At 36.0% G+C, this 21060-nt stretch carries 15 protein-coding genes; 6 read left to right on the top strand and 9 right to left on the bottom strand.

The genetic code is table 11. The features are described 5' to 3' along the window. Positions 1-444: 444 nt before the first annotated feature. Together ACNFU2_RS05670 and ACNFU2_RS05665 are read left to right on the top strand one after the other, a co-directional pair. Positions 445-2106, top strand: coding sequence for an FAD-binding dehydrogenase (locus ACNFU2_RS05670; protein WP_306612641.1), 1662 nt, complete (start codon positions 445-447; stop codon positions 2104-2106). Between the two features lie 16 nt (positions 2107-2122). After that, positions 2123-2926, top strand: coding sequence for an SDR family oxidoreductase (locus ACNFU2_RS05665; protein ID WP_273648284.1), 804 nt, complete (start codon positions 2123-2125; stop codon positions 2924-2926). A 278-nt stretch (positions 2927-3204) separates the two neighbouring features. Here ACNFU2_RS05665 and ACNFU2_RS05660 read toward each other — a convergent pair whose 3' ends face one another. Further along, complete coding sequence (locus ACNFU2_RS05660) at positions 3205-3729, bottom strand: SRPBCC family protein (protein ID WP_306612639.1); 525 nt, start codon at positions 3727-3729, stop codon at positions 3205-3207. Positions 3730-4458: 729 nt separating this feature from the next. On the opposite strand from ACNFU2_RS05660, the gene ACNFU2_RS05655 reads away from it, so the two are divergent. Next, positions 4459-6003: a tetratricopeptide repeat protein gene (locus ACNFU2_RS05655; protein ID WP_273648282.1), complete on the top strand. Its 1545-nt coding sequence runs from the start codon at positions 4459-4461 to the stop codon at positions 6001-6003. 325 nt (positions 6004-6328) lie between these two features. Here the strand turns inward: ACNFU2_RS05655 and ACNFU2_RS05650 are convergent, their stop codons facing one another. The 6 genes from ACNFU2_RS05650 to ACNFU2_RS05625 form a co-directional block, all read right to left on the bottom strand. After that, positions 6329-6730 carry a hypothetical protein gene (locus ACNFU2_RS05650; RefSeq protein WP_273648281.1) on the bottom strand — a complete coding sequence of 134 codons (402 nt, stop codon included), beginning with the start codon at positions 6728-6730 and terminating at the stop codon, positions 6329-6331. 55 nt (positions 6731-6785) lie between these two features. Beyond that, on the bottom strand, positions 6786-7520 hold the full coding sequence (locus tag ACNFU2_RS05645; RefSeq protein WP_273648280.1) for a LytR/AlgR family response regulator transcription factor: 735 nt from the start codon (positions 7518-7520) through the stop codon (positions 6786-6788). A 3-nt stretch (positions 7521-7523) separates the two neighbouring features. After that, on the bottom strand, positions 7524-8582 hold the full coding sequence (locus ACNFU2_RS05640; RefSeq protein WP_273648279.1) for a sensor histidine kinase: 1059 nt from the start codon (positions 8580-8582) through the stop codon (positions 7524-7526). Positions 8583-8814: 232 nt separating this feature from the next. Next, positions 8815-10020 (bottom strand): MFS transporter, encoded by a 1206-nt coding sequence (locus tag ACNFU2_RS05635; RefSeq protein WP_273648278.1) that lies wholly within the window; start codon positions 10018-10020, stop codon positions 8815-8817. 91 nt (positions 10021-10111) lie between these two features. Further along, a complete protein-coding gene (locus ACNFU2_RS05630; RefSeq protein ID WP_172278741.1) occupies positions 10112-11026 on the bottom strand; it encodes a helix-turn-helix domain-containing protein in 915 nt (304 codons plus the stop codon). Positions 11027-11132: 106 nt separating this feature from the next. After that, positions 11133-14474 (bottom strand): DEAD/DEAH box helicase, encoded by a 3342-nt coding sequence (locus tag ACNFU2_RS05625; RefSeq protein WP_273648277.1) that lies wholly within the window; start codon positions 14472-14474, stop codon positions 11133-11135. 360 nt (positions 14475-14834) lie between these two features. Here ACNFU2_RS05625 and ACNFU2_RS05620 point away from each other — a divergent pair, with 360 nt between their 5' ends. The 3 genes from ACNFU2_RS05620 to ACNFU2_RS05610 all read left to right on the top strand — a co-directional run bounded on the left by ACNFU2_RS05620 (position 14835) and on the right by ACNFU2_RS05610 (position 18097). After that, positions 14835-15011: a histone H1 gene (locus tag ACNFU2_RS05620; RefSeq protein WP_089026768.1), complete on the top strand. Its 177-nt coding sequence runs from the start codon at positions 14835-14837 to the stop codon at positions 15009-15011. Positions 15012-15211: 200 nt separating this feature from the next. Further along, entirely contained in the window at positions 15212-16360 is a 1149-nt protein-coding gene (locus ACNFU2_RS05615) for a hypothetical protein (RefSeq protein WP_418124079.1), read from the top strand. Between the two features lie 165 nt (positions 16361-16525). After that, entirely contained in the window at positions 16526-18097 is a 1572-nt protein-coding gene (locus ACNFU2_RS05610) for a M20/M25/M40 family metallo-hydrolase (protein ID WP_273648275.1), read from the top strand. Positions 18098-18151: 54 nt separating this feature from the next. Here ACNFU2_RS05610 and ACNFU2_RS05605 read toward each other — a convergent pair whose 3' ends face one another. Beyond that, the gene (locus ACNFU2_RS05605) at positions 18152-18721 is read right to left on the bottom strand and encodes an RDD family protein (protein ID WP_273648274.1); all 570 of its coding nucleotides are present in this window, start codon (positions 18719-18721) and stop codon (positions 18152-18154) included. Between the two features lie 10 nt (positions 18722-18731). Then, positions 18732-20855, bottom strand: a complete 2124-nt coding sequence (locus ACNFU2_RS05600) for a Tex family protein (RefSeq protein ID WP_418124076.1) — start codon at positions 20853-20855, stop codon at positions 18732-18734. Between the last annotated feature and the right edge of the window lie 205 nt (positions 20856-21060).

Below are 21060 nucleotides of genomic sequence, written 5' to 3'. Positions count from 1 at the left end.
AAGATGTTCAAATATAATAAAAAATCCTCAACCTAAGTTGAGGATAAAAACTAATAACCATGAAACTCAAACATGAGTCACGTGCATAGTAAACGGAGCATATGGAATAATATTTTGTAAAAAATAAAGAAAATACAGGAAAACCCGTGTTTAAAGTGGTTGTGTGGTATATATTTTTTTATTCTTCTGTTTTTTTATCGAATATTTTTTGAATAATAAGGGATTTAACTATATCAAATTAAGTATTATAACAAAAGTGGTCCCTTTCTTTTGTTATATTTTTTACTTCTAAATCCCAACTTTTACATCATTAAAGTCTTTTGTCATATAATATTCAAAACATAATAAAAGTGGAATAAAATTAGTAAAGCTGAAAATAATTGACGCTTTATAATGTTAAAATCTATTATCTTAGTTAATAGAATTTTGTTACACTTACCGCCAATGGACAATGAATTTCAACCAGATGCAATTATCGTAGGTTTTGGTTTGGCAGGACTTACTGCTGCTATGGAAATAACGAACGCCGGAAAAAAAGTATTATTGATCGATCAGGAGACAGAACAGAATATCGGAGGACAGGCATTCTGGTCTTTTGGTGGTCTTTTTCTGATTAATTCTCCTCAGCAGCGAAGAGTAGGAATTAAGGACTCTTATGAACTGGCGAAACAGGACTGGATGGGAACAGCAGGTTTTGATCGTAAAGAAGATTACTGGCCGAAACAATGGGCAGAAGCCTATCTGAATTTCGCAGCTAACGAAAAGTATGATTATATTTCTAAAATGGGAATTAAGCTGATGTTCATGGTGGGGTGGGCAGAAAGAGGAGATGGCTCCGCGGATGGGCATGGTAACTCCGTTCCTCGTTTTCATGTAAGCTGGGGCACTGGGACCGGAGTTGTAAAACCTTTTGTAGAAAAGGCTTACGAAGCAAAAGCAAAAGGGCTTCTTGAAATGAGGTTCAGGCATCGCGTTACCGGCCTTATTACAGAAAATGGTAAGGTCACAGGCATTGAAGGAGACATTCTTGAAAATGACAATAAAGAAAGAGGTGAGGCAACCAGCAGAATTGTTGTTTCACAATTCAAATACAGTGCGCCCCATATTATTATTGCTTCCGGAGGAATAGGAGCTAATCATGAACTGGTGCGCAAAAACTGGCCGCAACGATTAGGTAAAGCTCCTGAAAAAATGGTATCTGGAGTTCCTGCTTATGTAGACGGGAAAATGATAGGGATTACTGAAAATGTCGGAGCTGATATCATCAACAGGGATCGGATGTGGCACTATACGGAAGGTCTTCAAAACTGGAATCCTATTTGGCCGGATCATGGGATCAGGATATTACCGGGACCTTCATCCCTGTGGTTTGATGCGAATGGAAACAGGCTTCCAGCGCCTTTCTTACCTGGGTTTGACACATTGGGAACCCTGAAATACATACAGGATACTGGGTTTTCTTATTCGTGGTTTATTTTAACACAAAAAATCATTAAAAAAGAGTTTGCCCTTTCTGGCTCCGAGCAAAACCCTGACATTACAAATAAGGATTACGGTCTTTTTTTTAAAAGAATCTTTGGGAAAAAAGCACCAGGTCCTGTGGAAGCTTTTAAAGAACATGGAAAAGATTTTATCGTATCGGATAATCTTCAGGATCTGATTAAAAGGATGAATGAACTTTCCGGAGATCATCTTTTGGATTATGAAAAGGTAAAATCTCAGATCGAAGCCAGGGACAGAGAATTGGATAACTCGTTTTCAAAAGATACACAGGTGAATTACATAAGAAGTACCAGAAAATACCTTGGAGATAAATTGGGAAGAGTCGCCACACCACACAAGATACTGGATCCACGAAACGGACCTTTAATTGCGGTAAGGCTTAATATTCTGACAAGAAAAACGTTAGGAGGGATTAAGACCAATCTGAATGGACAGGTTTTAAGAGAAGATGATACAATAATAGAAGGACTTTATGCGGCTGGGGAGGTTGCAGGTTTCGGAGGGGGAGGAATGCATGGCTATCGAGCCCTGGAAGGAACCTTTTTAGGAGGCTGTATTTTTTCAGGAATGAAAGCCGGAAAATATATTGCCGGGCTGAAATAAGATAAAGAACAATATCATGAGCACCTACTTTGATGATAAAACAGTTTGGATCACAGGGGCTTCTTCCGGAATAGGAGAAGCATTGGTAATGGAGCTGGCTGCAAAGACTACAGCAAAAATAATTCTTTCATCCAGAAAAGAAGATCAGCTGGAAGCAGTTGCGCAAAAAGCAAAGCTGTCCAAAAATCGGTACGCGGTATTACCACTGGACCTTTACAACTATAAGAATATGGCTATTGTTGCAGCAGAGGCAGCTGGAAAATTCGGAAGTATTGATCTTCTTATTAATAATGCAGGATTGTCTCAGCGGTCTCTGGCAATGGAAACTGATATTGAAGTTGATAAACGTCTGATAGACATAGATTATATTGGAACAGTGGCCCTTACCAAAGCAATAATTCCTTACATGATCAGGAATGGAGGAGGACAAATTGCTGTTGTTTCAAGCCTTATGGGTATTTTCGGGGCTCCGATGCGGAGTGGTTATGCGGGAGCAAAACATGCTTTGCATGGCTTTTTTGATGCTCTTCGGGCAGAATTATACAAAGAAAATATTCTGATAACTATTATTTGTCCGGGGTTTATACAAACCAATATTTCAATGAATGCCGTAACCGGAGACGGATCTTCACAGGGAACCATGGATAATGCAACCCAAAATGGTATGCCGGTTCACGTTTTTGCCAGAAAAATGCTTCGTGCGATTGAAAAGAAAAAATACCAGAAAGCGATAGGAGGCAAGGAAGTTCTGGGTGTTTTTCTTAAAAGATTTTTCCCAGCATGGCTGGCCAGGATTACCAGAAAAGCGAAAGTAGTTTAAAAAATCGTACAGGCAATTCCAATTGATCAAGAATGTATGTGAGGTAGGCTATATATCCTGTTTCATACCAGGTGAGATAAATTCTTTGTAGTAATCCAGAGTGGAAGTAGTCAGTTTTATAAAACCTCCCGGGTAAGCGAGAGGTATATAAACTGTTGAGATTATAATAACACAGGTTATTAGACTATAAAGATATAAAGATTTTAAAATTAATTGTCATTATTTTTGTTAATTATTCGTTATCTGTAGAATAATTATGGTTTTTTTTATTAAAAAAACTATTTTTCGGCTTGTATTTTTAGATTTCTTAACCATTCCTGTAAAGAATGTTCCAGATGGCTCTGGAATTTTTTATGCATCATGGTAACAAGCCACCCTTCCATACTTTCATCTACAACAACGGTCGTGTTTACACCATTCGGAACAAATGTCCAGTTGTGAATCGCAAAAGCACCGAATGCCTGACCTGACCACCCGATTTTGCGATAAGGAATTGCAGTGTGTAGGGTGGATCTGATTGTAAGACCTCCACTTTTCCAATCGAAACTGTTGCCTTTTTGAAAAGGTACCGTCATTACCGGATCCTGGATGTCTTTATTCCAGGCAGACCAATGATTAACATCACTCATGGTCTGATATATCTTTTCCGGAGAAGCATGGATAGTGATATGTTGTTGGGTCTGAACAGGAGCATTTCGGTTGATATCTTCTGAAACTTTATAAGAACTGGTAAGTTCTAATATGCCAATGATCAGGAGCAGCGCTGTTAATAAAGCTAAAACACTAAAGAGAAACTTTTTCATAATGTTGTTTTTGAATATTTTGATACACGAAGCTACCGATTTGTTGTTCACGTTTATTGTAAGAAAACGAAATAATACAGGTTCTGCTTTTGATTTAAAAAAAAATCACACATTATTATTTAAATAGTCATTAAAAAAATCCGGGACCAATTGGCCCCGGATAAAAAACAGTTTAAAACTATTAACACTAATTAATGATTATCTTGAAGTCTCAAAGAATAATCAATTATAAAAAACTGACTTATTATTACTTTTTCTCATCATTTGTGTTTTTTGCTTATTATTAGAAAAACTATATATCTTCTTGAAATTTTTTGATGATCAGTAATTAAATGTATTTTTTAGCGTTTAACTGCAATTTTTTTTTCATTTGTGTTTTTTTTAAGTTAAATTAAGAGATTGTGTTAATTTTTTTTAAAGTGATCTTTATTGAAGTTGATCTTTTGTTGTTTTATTTTACTTTCTGATTTAAATAATTTCCTGTCACAAAACTATAATGAAAAAACTTATAAACAAACCTTAAAGCGCCTATTGTGCAGAGATGTGTTAATTTATGTATATTTGTGTAAGTGCATTTTTTTATATGATTGATTGTGGTCATAAATGTAAATTGGTTAAATGGAAAAACATATAAATACACAAAATATACAGGGATTGAGTTGTATTGAAAAGCAGTCAATAGTCCTGTAAAATAATTACCAATTGTATATATTTAATTAATTTAGAAACATGCTAATAAATAAAGTATTAAAAACATCCACATTCTTTATTGTTTTTTTTATTTTTTGTAGTAATACCGGGGCACAGAATAGCAGTAAAGAAATTGATAGTGTAAGCCGGTTGTTGGAAAAAAATTATATAACAGGAGATAATAATCCAGGACTCACGCTTAAGAATGCTATTGTTCTTTATTATCTATCCCGTGAAAAGAAATTTTACCCTGGGCAAGTTTATTCAATATTTGAAGAAGTTAGGATATATCAACTTAATGGTGATTTTGATGCGGCTTTGGCCAAAATTAATGAAGGTGTTGATCTGGCGATAAAACAAAATGATTACAATATGATATGTCGCATTTTGTTATCTTATCATAAAGTACTCTTACAGCTTGATCACCTAAGTGCTGCAAAACAAATTTTAAATAAATGTCAGGAGTATAATAAACTTGTTACTATAAAGAATGATAAGCTGGTTAATGATATACACATCACAGTGGCAAAGGCTGAGCTATTGACGATTAGTGAAAATTTTAATGAAAGTACCAAGCAAGAGGTTGTCAGACTTAAAAAACTTGCTTATTCACAATGTCTAAAAATAGGTAATGAAAGCAGATTGAAGAAGGTAACCACAATCTGTACACTTGAGTCCCTGGCCGGTTCCCTCGCACGCTTTAAAAAAGTAGATGAAGCCAGAAAGTATATCGCTATCACAGATCAGTTTCTTGCTTCATTTCCGGACGATAGATTTATCATCCAGAATTTAATAAATAAAGGAATCGTTGAAAAAGAATCCGGGAATTATCCTGCAGCTATTAGTTATTTTTCAAGGGCTATTATGGACTCCCAAAAAGATCATAACCGATATGAGCAGTATGAGGTGTATGCCATGATGGCTGAATCATATGAAGGATTGAAAGATTATGAACAATCTACTTATTTTTCAAAAAAGTATAAACGGATCATAGATAGCGTTGATCTGGTAAAGAAAAAATCAGGGGATGTAAATTTTATTAATAAAATAAATGGTAAGGTTTCTGACAATGTAGAAGAGGTGTCATCAAAACCAACAAATATTGCTATTGGTGCAGGTGTTATTCTCTTAGCAGCTCTTTTTGGTTTCCTTTATTATAAAAAGAAACAAGGAAATAAAGAGGATAATTCTATTCAGAATAAAATACCAGATGAAGTGCCGGCAGATATCATTAACCTCGAAAAAGCTGAAACGGAAACTGTAAAGGATAACATTTCAAATGCAAAATCAGAAAATACAAAAGAACTGATACTTTTAGCTAAAGAAGATATCAATGCATTTTACATAGAGTTCCAGAAAATATATCCTAATTTTTATCCTACCCTGAAAAGTAAATACCCTGATCTGAATATTTCGGATATCAACTTCTGTACGCTTCTGAAGATGAATTTTGGAATTAAGGAAATATCTCAATATGCCAATTCTACAATCAGAGCAGCTGAAGCGAGAAGATACAGGATCAATAAAAAGATGGAGCTGAAAAATCAAAATGAGCTATATATGGTACTATCATCTATTAATTAAAGGAACAGGTCGTTGTATCAAAATCCGAAGCCACAGGTGACTTCGGATGAAAACAATCTGAATTGTTTATAGTGAAAACGACTATTTAAACGATAAGGAGAGCTTTATCATATAGATGGCTGGCTCTACTGGCTTCACGTGCTTTTCATTGTTTTGTCTGGGGGACGTTTATTAATTTTCGGACATTACTTTTCCTGCAGTTTTGTTGTAAACTGTTAAATAATGTTGAACGATTAAAAAAATAAATGAAAAGCAGCTAATCTTTAAAATAAAGCCTGCGAAAGAAGCCAGAGGAGCAGCCTGATAAGAATGAAGGACATTTGGCTTATTTATACTTAATGAAAGTAGCCTGTATCTTTTTTACTTTCATGTTAGTGGTTACCGACCCACCGGTATAAGTATTGTTTTTACTTCCTTTCTTCATGTTTCCAAAATCGCTTTTCGAACTTCCCGTAACCTCTTCTGTAAGCTTCATAATAACACCGTCTGCACCTCGTGACTTGCCTAATTCAATCGCTTTTTGCTGCATAGCATCCATGGAACTGAAACCTTGATTGATTTCTGTTGTCCCCATTGTTTCATGCTCTCTTTTTACATCAGCAGCATCAAAATAAACATCTACGTTTTGTGTGGCAGCATATGTTTTCCCAAAATAGGAAGGTGCACATGATGTTGCCAGTGAAAGGGCTAAAACTCCAACGGATTGGATTAATAATGATTTTCTCATTTTTTTGATTTATAAATTGATTGTTTGTGTATATATTGGTTTATTGTCTGTAATCCTATTCCGGGCCTTCTTCTTTTTTATTGGTAATTACTTTACCCAGCATTTGATTCATAAAAGATTCGCGGTAAGTCTGCCCGATTGGTATCTGGTTTTTAGTAAATTCGAGTTGGACTAAATTTCCATGGATCATCATAATAAAAGGGACTGCAATAATGAATGATTTATGTATTCTGAGAAAATGATCACCTGGTAATTTATTTTCAAGTCCACCGATATTTAATAATGCCAGGATTTCTTCTCCATCTCTGGTATGAAAGCATACATATTTTCCTTTTCCTTCTATGTATACAATATCCTGGGTTTTAATTTTTATTAGTTTTCCTTTATATTCTGTCTTAACCATGATAAAATCGTCTTCTGCATCTTTTGTAGATAAAGAAATGATTTCCTGCGCCCGTTGTACTGCCTGTAAAAACCGTGGAAAGAAAATTGGTTTTAGCAGATAATCTACAACATTATGGTCGAATCCGTCTAAAGCATACTCTCTGAAAGCGGTAGTGAGGATGACTTTATACCTGTCATTTAGTAATGGTAGAAATTCAACTCCTGACATACCCGGCATCTGAATATCTAGAAAAATGAGATCCACTTCCGTAGTATTCAAAATTTGTAAAGCTTCTGCCGGATTCATAGCAGAACCTACAAGTTTCAGAAATGGTGTTTGCTCAATATGCAATGCAAGTAATTCTATTGCGTGCGCTTCATCATCTACGACAATACAGTTAATCATAATTTAAAGATTAATGGTTATTTCATTTAAATAATAGTTTTCATCTTCCTTAACAGCAAAGGAATGCTTATCACCGTACATGAGTTGTAAACGTTGCTTCACATTGCTTAATCCTATTCCTTTTGAGGGTTCTTTGGGGCCTTTCTTTTTTTTATTGCTGACAAGGAAATAGATCTTATTTTTTGTGGCTTCCAGCTCAATGGTTACCTGGTTTTTTTCATCATTCAATTCCCCATGCTTAAAAGCGTTTTCCACCAAAGTAACCAATGCCAGAGTCGGGACATAAGATATGTAAGCTTCATCGGTTTCAATATGTTGATGATACTTTACTTTTAGCATATGATTGAACCGGATCTGATTCATTTCTATTACTTTTTTCATATGATCAATTTCCAATGCAAGAGGCACTGTTCCAAGTTCATCCCAATCATCCAGAGCATAGCTCATAATCTCTGAAAGAAGATGTACCGCATGGGCTGCCTCCGGGCTTGTTTTAAGGGTTTTTGTATAAATAAAACTTAGCGAATTGAAAATAAAATGAGGATTGATCTGATATTTTATGGCAGCAAGTTCGGCTTTTAATTTTTCCTTCTCCAGCTCTTCTTTACGCTTACGCATTTCATTGGAAGTTATTATCGTGGCAAAAAAGACGGCTATCAAAATGATAACAAGATCAAGTAATGCAGCAGTGAGAAAGAATACGTTGGGTGAAACGTAACTTGGATCTGTGGGTTTAGGGTTTTGAATCTGGAAATTCCATATGTATTCATAAATGGTCAGTATGGTAAAGAAAAGAAGCCCTTGTAAAATTGCTTTCTTCCAGTTTCTGGTTTTTATTAGAGGGATCAGTAACTGATAAATAAGAATATAGTATACAATGGTTCCCTTTACAACAGTATGAATAAAATTAATATAAAGCTGACTTCCTGTTCCGAATTGTTTCAGGGTGGTCTCCAATCCCTGTAGTCGGATCAGAAATAGAAATGCCGCCACACTCCACGTCGTATAGATCATTAGAATGATCATTATCTGCTTCCATTGTTTTTTGGCGAACGTTATCATGAATATACTTTATTTTGAGCTTTTTATAATTAGATTTTAATTAAATAGGGAAATAAGAAATATAAGTTTCCGTATTCTCTATGAAATTACAATAATTTTATTTTGACAGTGCAATATTAACTCATATACTCTTTAGCATAAAACATTATCCATCAACAATTGTATTCCCGGCATCAACAATTTGATTCGGGTTATTTTATAATCAGCAGGTATGAAAATAAAAAAGCAGAGATCAATTCTCTGCTTTTTCTTTTTGTAAAGTGTGGTTCATGGTAAGAATAATACCCAGAAGGATTATTGCAATAATTAGATACCGCCAGGAAAGATCTTTCTGTAAACTAACAGTTCCGCTTACGGAGATAATGAAACTTGTAACCGAAGTAATAATATACACCAGTCCTCCCATCAGTCCACCGGCAGTCCCTGCATTCTTAGGGAAATAAAGCATACTTGTTGTGAAGAATGAAGTAAATAGAATCCCCGAACAGATATGAATAAAAAATGCAAAAGGGATCATGATATATAAACTTTCAGAAAAATAACTTATAATAATGAGTCCCGTAATGAGAGTTAATTGTAATATGATAGGTTGCAGTATTCTTGCTTTAAAGCCTAATGATACTCTTTTTTTACCGATAAACCCACCGATCATCCAGGAGAACCCAAGGATTAGTGTACAGTATCCGATAACAACAGGGGTAAAATGGAAAGTATTTTCGATAATAAAGGGACCCGTGATATTGAATAGCATAACAATCGAGTAGCTTAATCCTAAAATAATAATGCCCAGCATAAAAATACGGTTCCGGAGCATCATTTTATACAAGCTGATGTTTTCAGAAAAATTGAGTTTCTTTTTTTGTGGAAGACTTTCTCCACTAAAAAACCATTCAAATAGCAGTATGGCTCCGGCATAAAAAGCCAGAAAGTAAAAATTAGCATGCCAGTTGAATAATTTTTCCAGATATCCACCAAGAAAAGGAGCGAGAATCGGACCTAAGGACCAAACAATTGTAAAATAACTGAGATAATGTTTTACTTTTTCCGCATCATAAATATCAACAAAAATAGCCCGTGTAGCGACCACCAGCACTGATACGGCTATCCCTTGAAGGATACGGAGAAGGCAAATCAGTAAAATACTATTGGTCATGGTGATTAGAATACTTGTAATTACCAATAAAAACAATGCGATTAACTTGGGGCGATACCGGCCGATGCTATCCAAAATTCCTCCCACGAATAATTGGGAAATTCCGTAGCTCAGCAAATAGGAGGTAAGGGTAATTTGTATATCTTTTTCAGAAACATGCATTCCTTTAGCCATTGAGGGGAAGGAGGGCAGATATATATCTGTAACAAACCCCGATAATGGAATGGATATAAAAGCCATAATGGTGATCAATCTGATCCTTTGTTCAGATGCTTCTCTCAACATAATTCATCTCTTTTTTAATGATACAAAAATAAGCCGGGAATTTTTGATATCAATTTTAAAAGACAAAGAAAAAATTACAAAATTCAAAGAATTAAATCGCGTGCTTGAATTTGAGCGGCGAGGTATTTGAATATTTTTTGAAGAAATTATTAAAATGAGAGGGTTGATCGAATCCCAAAGTGTAACCGATTTCCGCAATATCCCAGTTGGTGTATTTTAAAAGGTTTTTAGATTCCTCAAACATCCTTTCCTTAATAATATGTGTGGTAGTAAGCTGGGTTACGGACTTTACAGAAGAATTCAAATGATTGACGTGTACATTAAGGCGTTCGGCAAAATCTGATGCGGTTTTCAGGGCAAGCGGATAGGCAGGAGAATCTAAAGGGAACTGTTTGTTGAGCAATTCGTCAAAAAGACGGTACAGGCGTACATTTGCCGGAAGTTCATCAGGATCAACGTCTTCTACGCGGTTTTCAAGGGCAAGATGAAGGACAGATGCCAGATGACTTTTAATGCTTCCGCAGCGAAACGGATAATTTGAATTATTGAGTTTGTACATTTGTTCAAAATACACCGTTGTCAACTGAGTCTGTTCTTCTGTCAAAAATACAATAGGCATGCTCCATTCCTTAAATAATGATGTTTTCTTAAATAGCTTGAATTCCGAACTTCCGTTAAAGAATTCCTGATTGAAAAGGCAGAAGTAGCCTTCCTGCAGATCCCCATCGCATTCCCATGAATAAGGAATATTTGGAGAGGGAAAAAACAAAGCAGGACGGTCTACATACAATTCCTGTTGTCCATATTTAAAAGTTCCTTTACCGATGATGAAGCTTATTTTGTAATAATCACGACGATTGTACGGGCTTTTGAAGCTGCAATATCTTCGCATAGAGATATTAAAGTGTGATTTCCCCAATTCAAAATCGTGAGAATCAAACATTTTTAATTGGTTTTCTCTGATATTTCTGTAATAGTCTTCAATGGTTTCCAGCCGATCGCTCATAACTTTAAAATTATAAAAATCAAAGATACGAAAACCTAACGACAGATATTGCAAGCAATGTGTATTGTGTAAAATTAGAAAGGAGGTTGAAGAAAATGCCGTCAGACTATTCTAAAATTTCCAGCAAATCTGCTTTACTGAAGCCTTGTAATTTTGATTCTTCTGTTTTTATCAGTCCTTGAGCCAGTTTACTTTTCTTTTTCTGCAGGTTCAGTATTTTTTCTTCAATCGTATGGGTGCAAACCATACGGACGGCTACTACATGTTTTGTTTGCCCTATTCTGTAACTCCTGTCAATGGCCTGGTTTTCGGCAGCCGGATTCCACCATGGGTCTACCAGATATACATAATCAGCTTCTGTAAGGTTGAGTCCTACACCACCAGCTTTTAAGCTGATGAGGAATACCCTCACATTGTCATCGGTCTGAAATCTATGAACTTTTGTACCTCTGTCCCTGGTCTGTCCTGTAAGATACTCGAAGGGAATATCTTTATTTTCAAGTTCTTTTTTGATGAGGTCCAGCATTCCTACAAATTGTGAAAATACAAGGATTTTGTGTTCTTTTGATTTATTTTCAATCTGTTCCGTTAATAATTGGATCTTTACAGCGTGATCGCCTGAGTAGCCTTCTTTAAGTAATACAGGAGAATTGCATATCTGACGGAGTTTAGTAAGACCTGTCAAAACATGCATGCTGTTTTTTAGTGTTTCATCATCTGTGGAAGCGGATATGAAATCGCGTAATTCACGCTCATAAAGGTCATAGATTTTACGTTGCTCTGCATCCATTTCACAGTAGATTACCATTTCTGTTTTTTCGGGAAGCTCTTTGGCAACCTGCTTTTTTGTTCTTCTTAAAATAAAAGGATTTATTTTTTGTTGAAGTTCAATAGTACGTTTGTTGTATTCAAACTTATCGATGGGAATGGCATACGTATCTTTAAAATATTGTTTGCTCCCCAATAATCCGGGTGAGGCGAATGAAAGCTGGCCATACAGATCAAAGGTGTTGTTCTCAACAGGCGTTCCTGTAATAACAATTCTGTTTCTGGCTTGTAAGAGACGTGCAGCTTTATATTTTTCTGAATTGGGGTTTTTAATTGTTTGTGATTCATCAAGGAAAATATAATCAAAATGAAATGTTTTAAGAAAACGGATGTCCGAAAGGAGCATTCCATAACTTGTCAATATGATATCATAATCCTGAAAAAGGTTTGTTGATTTTTCCCTGTCCGGACCATAATGCATCAATACCCTAAGAGAAGGAGCAAATTTTTCAATCTCTTCCTGCCAGTTGAACAACAGGGAAGTAGGAACGATGATCAGGTGGGTTCCGGAATGATATTTCTCTTTTCGATATAGAATAAATGCGAGGATCTGTATAGTTTTTCCTAATCCCATATCATCGGCAAGACAGCCGCCGAAATTATAATGGTCGAGTAACCCCAGCCAATTGAGGCCTTCTTTCTGATAATCTCGTAGGGTAGTTCTCAATCCTGCAGGAACGGGAATTTCAGGTGCTTTTTTCAGCACAGAGAATTGCTTGGAGTAAGAATGAATTTCAGTCTGTACCTCTTTTGATAAAACCTCTTTTTCAAACCAATCCGAAACCTCCGAAAAGCTAACTTTTGGAATTTTAAGCAACTCTCCGTCAATATCACCAATCTGAAAATACCTGTCGATCTTCTTTATCCATTCATCAGGTAAAATTCCCTGGGTGCCATCATCCAGTTGTATAAACTTTGTTTTATTACGAAGGGCCCGGTGTACCTGTTTCAAAGAAGCTTCTTTACCTCCGAAACGAACACTTAGTTTAGCATTGAACCAGTCGATACCACTTGTCACCTGGATGTTGATTTTCGCAGAGTGAGGGTTCAGTTTGTTATTTTTGAGTTCATTAAATCCAAGGATGGTTATCCCTTCATTTCTCCATGCTTCAAAAGTTCTTAAAAACCAATCGGCATCCAGAAATTTATCTTTGTACAAGTAGAAATATTCATGTCCCTCCAGTTGGTCCTGTAAATCCTCATGCTGTATCATGACAATGGATGTAAGTGCTGTTTCAGCTTCGTAATTGCGTTCAATTTTAAACAGATTTCCATTCTGATCCGTATCATATAATTGCTTCCGGGAGTATACTGCCACCTCTACGGATCCGTATTTCATTACGGGTGTGATGGAGATATAGTTGCCTTCCTGGTGAAGATAAATGATCTTTTCCATTTGGAAATCCTTTTCCTGAAGCTGTACCGGACTGGCAGTACGAATGTAGCTGTAATTGATTTGGACATGAGTCTCTAATGGAGATAAAACAGTATGTAAAAAGTGTTCATACTTTGATGCATGAATCAGCAGAATCTCATTATTGGACTTAAAAAATCTGATCACCCTAAGAAGATCAGGATTGTCAATGAGATTCAATGTATTCTGATGATAGATGAAACAATCATGGCGGATTATTACATTTTTGAAAGAAAGAGAAATATCATTAAATAGTAATTCTCCCGTAATCTCATAAAAAGGCTCTTTTTTAAACACTGTAAGCAGAATTTCGGCTTTCAGCAGATTGAGCTTTACGGGAATCAGGGATTTAGAAGAAATGGCTTCTGAAATAGTATGATCGTGGTAATAAGTATCAAGTCCCTGTGGATTCCGGATAATTAACTTCAGGGCTTCCATTTCCGTTGCGTCCGCTTCTTCATTAAATTTATTCTGAAAAGAAGCGATTGCCGTATAGAATTTGATCTCAGCAGGTTGATCCGCTTTCCAGACGAGTTGCATAGGATGAATAGGGGTCAACGGGTTTTTGATCTTACCGCTTTGGGTAGTATCAGCTTCCATTAATGAAAAATTGAGATGATTATAATACCGGTGCTTGCCAATAACCAATATTCTTTTTCTCTCAGTTTCTTGTATAGCAAGTTCCTTTAAAACCGATTGCCTCGTAGGAAGCAGATTTTGTTTAAAGCCTGGTTCATCTATCTGGAGAAGTTCCTTTATCCTGGATTGAATGTTGAGTTTTCCGTTCTGTAATTCCAACTGGAAATAAGTGTCAAGGTCAGGTTCATTTTCCAACCCGAAACTTTTAGCATGTGAAACCAATGTCCTTTGTCTTAGATTGGCATCGTAGAATATTCTGTAATTTTTCTGTTCAAGAATACAATAAATAATCTCTGCCTGATGCTCACAAAGTTTTTCTCCGTATTGATCACAAGAGCATGCCGTTACAATTGAAGAACCTACCTGGCTTACGGAAATATTTGGAAATCCTATTGTCGAAACAGATTTCGTAAAAACCCCCGAATTAATCTCCAGGGCAACAGGTTCAATATCATGGAAGTTTTTTTCTTCCATAAATTTTGCCGTTGAAGTATGCTTTAAAAGTTCATAAACTGAAAGCGTGCTGATATGGGTATTCCGTAATATATATTCTTTTGGCAGTTCCATGGTTGGGACAGGCAGATAATTTATAAAAAACGAAGGTACATAAAAACAGATAAAAAGAATTGTGTACTCTTATTATAAAATTGAAATTCCGCTTCTTTTCCTATTGAAAAATGCTTTGCAATTTTTATACAGTATTAATGATGCAAGGTCCTTGAATTTTTTATGTGATAAACCTTAATTTAAAAAGGATATTGGAAAAAATTTAGCTTTAAATTAAAAATTTCACCCGCCTTCTAAAATTTGAATTTATATTGGGTATTATAAAGGATTATTTTTTTTCAAATTTTTGTAAACTTTTTTCATCACAGTTAGGCTGGAATCACCATAAAACCTATATTTGCACCCTAAATTTTAAAATAAATGAAAGAACTAATTGAAAAAATCAACGCGGAATTTGAAGCATTCGCAACTGAAGCAAACCAACAAGCTGAAAAAGGAAACAAAGCAGCTGGAACAAGAGCTCGTAAATCAGCTTTAGAACTTAGCAAATTGTTCAAAGATTTCAGAAAAGTTTCTGTTGAGGAATCAAAAAAATAAATTTCCTAAAAGCCAGCTTTTTAAGCTGGCTTTTTTTGTGCCGGGATTTTTCTATGGATGCTTTCAGATATTCAATCTCTTTGTTTTAGCGAATTTTGAAAATATAAGCTAAATAACACTAAATTTTACCAAGGTATTGTCTTATTTCCCTTTGTGGGTATATTTGTGTAGTTAGTTGTTTTACATTAATCACCCATCATATGAAGCATTCTTATTTATATTTGATTCTTTTTTTTGGTCTTTTTTCCGCGCAAAAAGTAAAAGTCATAGATTCAGAAAACGGGAAAGCCATATTTCATGCGAGGATTGTTCTTAATAATCAGGTTGTTTACACCAATGAAGACGGCTATGCTCCACTTGGGCAGAACGCAGGAAACTTTGAAGTATCAGCTTTCGGATATCAGAAAAGAAAAGTAACCGGTTTTAATTCTTTTATCAAATTGAAACCTTCATTCAAAAATATTGAAGAGGTAAAAATGGTAAGTATAGATATAAAAAAACTTTTTAATGATATAAGAAAGAATTATGAAAAAAGATATTATAATGAGCCTTCCTTGTATAATGTGGTATTCAAAGAAAAAAGATCAGATAATGATGAACTTTGCTTTTTAGTTATTACGGAAGCTAAATTATGGAGCAAAAGTAACCATTACAATTATAATGACGGAATTCGTAAAAATTATGACAAGATTCTCCAGATGCAACTGAATAATGTTAAATACCTGAAAAATTTAAAGTCAGACAGTATTTTTTCGCCGGGGAGTAATGAATTTTCTCATGAGTATATGGGAAATTACTTTCTTAGCTTCGAACTGAACCGTACACTTAATCATATTAATAGTATTAACTCAAAATATTCAGGGAAAATAATCTCTGAAGAAGGGGATGAGCAGCTGATGACTTTTAAGGTTAAATCCGGTACGGGTATTGAGCTCATAGGAGAGCTTAAGTATAACAAGGCTGATAAAGTGATTACTTATTTTGAAGTCAATTATCTGCAGACAAATTATCCGCCAATCAGAAGAAAAATGGCAGGAGGAATAGAGTATGATTACCAATTAGGGGATGCTTCACTTACTTTTGATTTTTATAAAAGAGACGGAATGTATCTGCCCGCCTTGGTAAGACTTAAAGGTGAAAAATACTCTGCTTTTTACCAGGGAAAGAAGCATGAAAGAAAATTCAGCAGAGAAATTATTTACAATACTTTTGAAAAGTCAAATAAGGAGGGACTTTCGTACAGAGTAGACTTCAGTAAAAACATCTGGGAAAATGTTCCGGTAAAAGAGGAGAAAGAAGATGCTATCATACTTTCTGCTGAGGAGCAGGCTTTTATTAATGAAAAGTAACAAATTTTGAAAAAAATTTAAACTGTTGTTTTAAGCTGTTTTTTTAATTGTTATCCATTTAATTTCTTAATTATTTTCCTATAAAGGCTTTTCTTCCTTTATTTAGTTCTCCTTTTCTTTTCAATTTTCGCTGAAATCTATATCTTTATTCCAATCAATAATGCTATGAAGATAAATACGTTTTTTGCAATGCCGGCAGTTGTTCTGGCAACGCAGTTTTCTTGGGCACAGGCTCCCGCAAAATCTCAGGAAAAGCTTAATCCTATTGTGGAAAGTTTTGTGAATGAAGCCAATAATAATTCTCAACTCGAAAATATGGCCTATGAGCTGCTTGATGGTATCGGACCCCGTTTGGTAGGAACTCCGGAAATGCTTGCCGCCAATGAATGGACAGCTAAAACACTTCGCTCATGGGGAGTAGATGCAAACCTTCAGCAATTTGGAACCTGGAAAGGGTGGCAGAGAGGAATTACCCATGTAGATATGGTATATCCCCGTGTGAAATCATTATCTGCCACACAACTTGCATGGAGCCCTGCAACTAAGAAGGCAATTGAAGCTGAGGTTATAGTACTTCCAAAGGTATCTTCCAAGGCCGAATTTGATCAGTGGTTGCCTTCTGTAAAAGGTAAAATGGTATTGATTGCGCAGTATCAGAAAATCGGACGTTCTGATGATCAGATCAAAGAATTCGCTACTCCGGAATTATATGAAAAGCTAAAGGCGGAAAAAGAACAAGCTTCCAAAGATTTCCGTGATTATGTAAAGAATATAGGATATGACAATAATACACTTCCGGAAGCTCTGGAAAAAGCGGGAGCAGCAGGGATTGCCATTTCCAACTGGACAGGAATTATGGGAGCAAACAGAATATTCGGAGCGAAAACATCTAAAATTCCCATGATTGATATTGATGTGGAAGATTATGGTATGTTGTACAGAATGGCAGAAAAGGGGGCTAAACCCAAAATAAAGCTTGAGGCCCAGTCAAAAATACTTCCTGAAGCTAAAAGCTTCAACACGATAGGAATGATCAAAGGAAAGGAAAAACCCAATGAATATGTTATTCTTTCTGCACACCTGGATTCATGGGACGGAGCGCAGGGTGCTACGGATAATGGAACCGGCACACTTACCATGCTTGAGACCATTAGGATTCTTAAAAAATACTACCCTAATAATAAAAGGACGATTGTAATCGGACTTTGGGGAAGCGAGGAGCAGGGATTGAACGGATCGAGAGGATTTGTTGCTGATAATCCGGAAATTATGAAAGGAACTCAGGCTGTTTTCAACCAGGATAATGGAACTGGCCGAGTAGTAAATATCGGAGGACAGGGATTTCTGAAATCATATGATTATATCGGGAAATGGCTGAATGCAGTTCCTAAAAATGTACGTGATAATATTAAAACCGATTTTCCGGGAATGCCGGGAGGAGGTGGATCTGATCATGCATCGTTTGTGGCAGCGGGTGTACCGGGATTCTCATTAAGTTCATTGAACTGGGGATATTTTGGATATACCTGGCATACAACGAAAGATACATATGATAAGATCGTTTTTGATGAGCTTAAAAATAATGTGATTTTAACAGCTACCTTAGCTTATATGGCATCTGAAGATCCTGAGTTTACTAGCAGAGAGAGAAGGGTAATGCCGCAAGATGAAAAAGGGGAGGTTGTAAAATGGCCTGAAGCAAAGCAGCCGAGAAGAGATTCAAAGGATTATAAATAAACAATAAATGAAACCGCCACAACACTGGGGCGGTTTTTTATTTAAAAAAAGCTTTTACAATAAAAGGTTCTGATCACCCTGATATTTCAGGAGATCCCTGATTTCCGGAATTTTGCTTTCTTTTACAATATAGGTCTTACAGATCGTGTTGTTCATATGCATGCTGAAATTCACCCGCGTTCCGGTTCGCCTTCCCATGGCAATTGTTCTGGTCGTGTGTTCGGAGAAGACAGGGGAAAAGTTAGCAAGGCATAAAAGATTTCTTTGGAATGATTTTAAAAATCCGGGATAGTTTCCGTAATCATCCAGGACTTTAATTTTAAATATTTTCTTGCCTAAAGTTGTTCCCCAAGACCATTCCGTTATGGTTCCTGCAATGATAACACAGGGTATGGAAAGCAGAATGCTGATAACAATTACTTTATGAAGGAGAAAGTAGAAAATTAAACCAAAAGGAAGCATATCTATCCACTTGGCAAAAAGTCTTTCGGTCTCGTTTCCTTTATAACCTGGATTATAAGGTAAATGATACTCGTATGCATGATAAATTCTTTGGCCGGACTCGTCAAAATAACGAGTCGGCCGGTGAATGACTTTTCTTTCTTTAATTTCCGAGATTTTCAAATTAAATTCTTTATAAGATCATGCTCAGCTGAATTCTCTTTCTTACCTCGTCTACTTCTGTTACTTTTACCTGAACATGCTGATGCAGCTTCACTACCTCATTCACATCTGAAACAAAACCGTCCTTGAGCTGAGAAATATGGACTAATCCACTTTCCTTAATCCCCAGGTCAACAAAACATCCAAAGGCTGTAATATTATTAACGATTCCAGGAAGGATCATTCCTATTTTCAGGTCTTTTACACTTTTCACATTGGGGTCAAATTCAAAAATTTTGGCTGCCTTTCTGGGATCCAATCCCGGTTTTTCAAGCTCTTTTAAAATGTCCCGGATCCCAAGGATACCAATTTCTTCGCTAATATATTTTTCCGGCTGGATTAATGCAATTTTCTCTTTGTTAGCTATAAGTTCATTCAGCTTTATTCCCAGGTCTTTGGCCATTTTTTCAACGATACCGTATGCTTCCGGATGCACCGCTGAATTATCCAATGCATTTTTTCCGTTGCTTATTCTTATAAATGCCGCTGCCTGCTGAAAAGCTTTTTCTCCTAATCTGGGTACTTTTTTCAATTGTTTCCTGTCTTCAAAAGCTCCGTTTTCCGCGCGGTAATTGACAATATTTTCTGCCATTTTCTCACCAATTCCGGAAACATAGCTTAAAAGTGATTTGCTGGCTGTGTTCAGATTGATCCCTACGGAGTTTACACATTTCATAACCGTAGAATCCAGTTCGTTTTTCAATTGAGTCTGGTCTACATCATGCTGATATTGTCCAACACCAATGGACTTAGCATCAATTTTAACGAGTTCAGCTAATGGGTCTGCAAGCCTTCTGCCAATGGAAACAGCACCACGTACTGTCACATCATAGCTGGGGAACTCTTCTCTGGCAATCTTACTTGCAGAATAAACAGATGCTCCGGCTTCTGAAACAACAAAAACCTGCAACGGTTTGTCAAATGCAATTTTTTTAATAAAGAACTCTGTTTCACGGCTTGCTGTTCCGTTTCCTATTGAAATAGCTTCAATATTATAGGCGTTAACCATCGAGCGTATCTTTTTCATTGCCATTCCCGATTCATTCTGAGGTGCATGCGGATAAATGGTTTCGTTGTGCAGAAGGTCTCCTTTTTCATCAAGGCATACCACTTTACACCCGCTTTTGTATCCAGGGTCTATTGCTAATATTCTTTTTTCTCCTAAAGGAGGAGCTAATAATAGCTGGGTTAAATTTTCAGAAAAAATCTCGATCGCTTTTTTATCTGCCTTTTCTTTTGCTTCCTGTAGTGTTTCATTGGAAATGGCGGGTTCCAGTAACCTTTTATAGCTGTCTTTTATCGCCAGAGCAATTTGTTCACTACTTTCATTTTTAGATTTAATGATGGCATTTTCAATAAAATCGATTGCCTCTTCTTTATCAATTCCTATATTTACTTTTACAAAACCTTCAGATTCTGCTCGTAGCATAGCCAAAAGTCGATGGGAGGGTGTTCTGCCAAGGCTTTCTTCCCATTCAAAATACTGAGAAAATTTTTGTGCACCTTCCTCTTCTTTTTTGGCTTTAACAACTTTAGAAGATATAACTGCTTTGCGTTGAAATAAACGACGGAGATTTTTGCGGACATACATATTTTCATTGATCCATTCAGCCATGATATCCCGTGCTCCCTGCAAAGCTTCCTCCTGAGAAGAAACTAAATCGTTCATATGCCGGGAAACTACAGAATCCAGATCATGGGATTTCTGGCTCATAATGATTTTAGCCAGAGGTTCAAGTCCCTTTTCCTTCGCAGCATCGGCTTTCGTTTTTTTCCGTTTTTTATATGGAAGATAAAGATCTTCAAGTTCCTGTATGTCGAAACTATCCTGGATTCTTTGCTGAAGCTCAGGCGTTAAAGAGTTTTGCTCCTCAATGGATTTGAGGATCGATTCCTTTCTTTTAATGATTTCGTCAAACTGCTTGCTGAGTTTTGAAATTTGTTCAATCTGCAATTCATCCAGATTTCCGGTCGTATCTTTTCGATATCGTGAGATGAAAGGAATGGTACAGTCTTCTGACAATAATTGTAAGGTATTCGTAATGCTTTTTTCAGGTATATTAAGCGTTTGTTGTATATAGCTGGTTGTATTCATTCTAAATTTTAGACTGCTAAAATAGGCAATTTATATGGTGAGTGAAATATCTTACACCTTACATATTTGTATGGTTTTAGGACTTTATGATGGATATCTGAAAATGAAAACTTAATTTCTTGATGTATGATAAGAGAATAAGTAATAAGGTTTTTCTACTTTTGAATTTCAGAATTAAGGAATCGATCCTGATCAGTTCAAAAAC

Source organism: Chryseobacterium sp. PTM-20240506, from assembly GCF_048296755.1.
GTDB classification, from domain to species: Bacteria; Bacteroidota; Bacteroidia; order Flavobacteriales; family Weeksellaceae; genus Chryseobacterium; species Chryseobacterium proteolyticum.
This window is presented reverse-complemented; position numbering and strand designations above follow the sequence as displayed.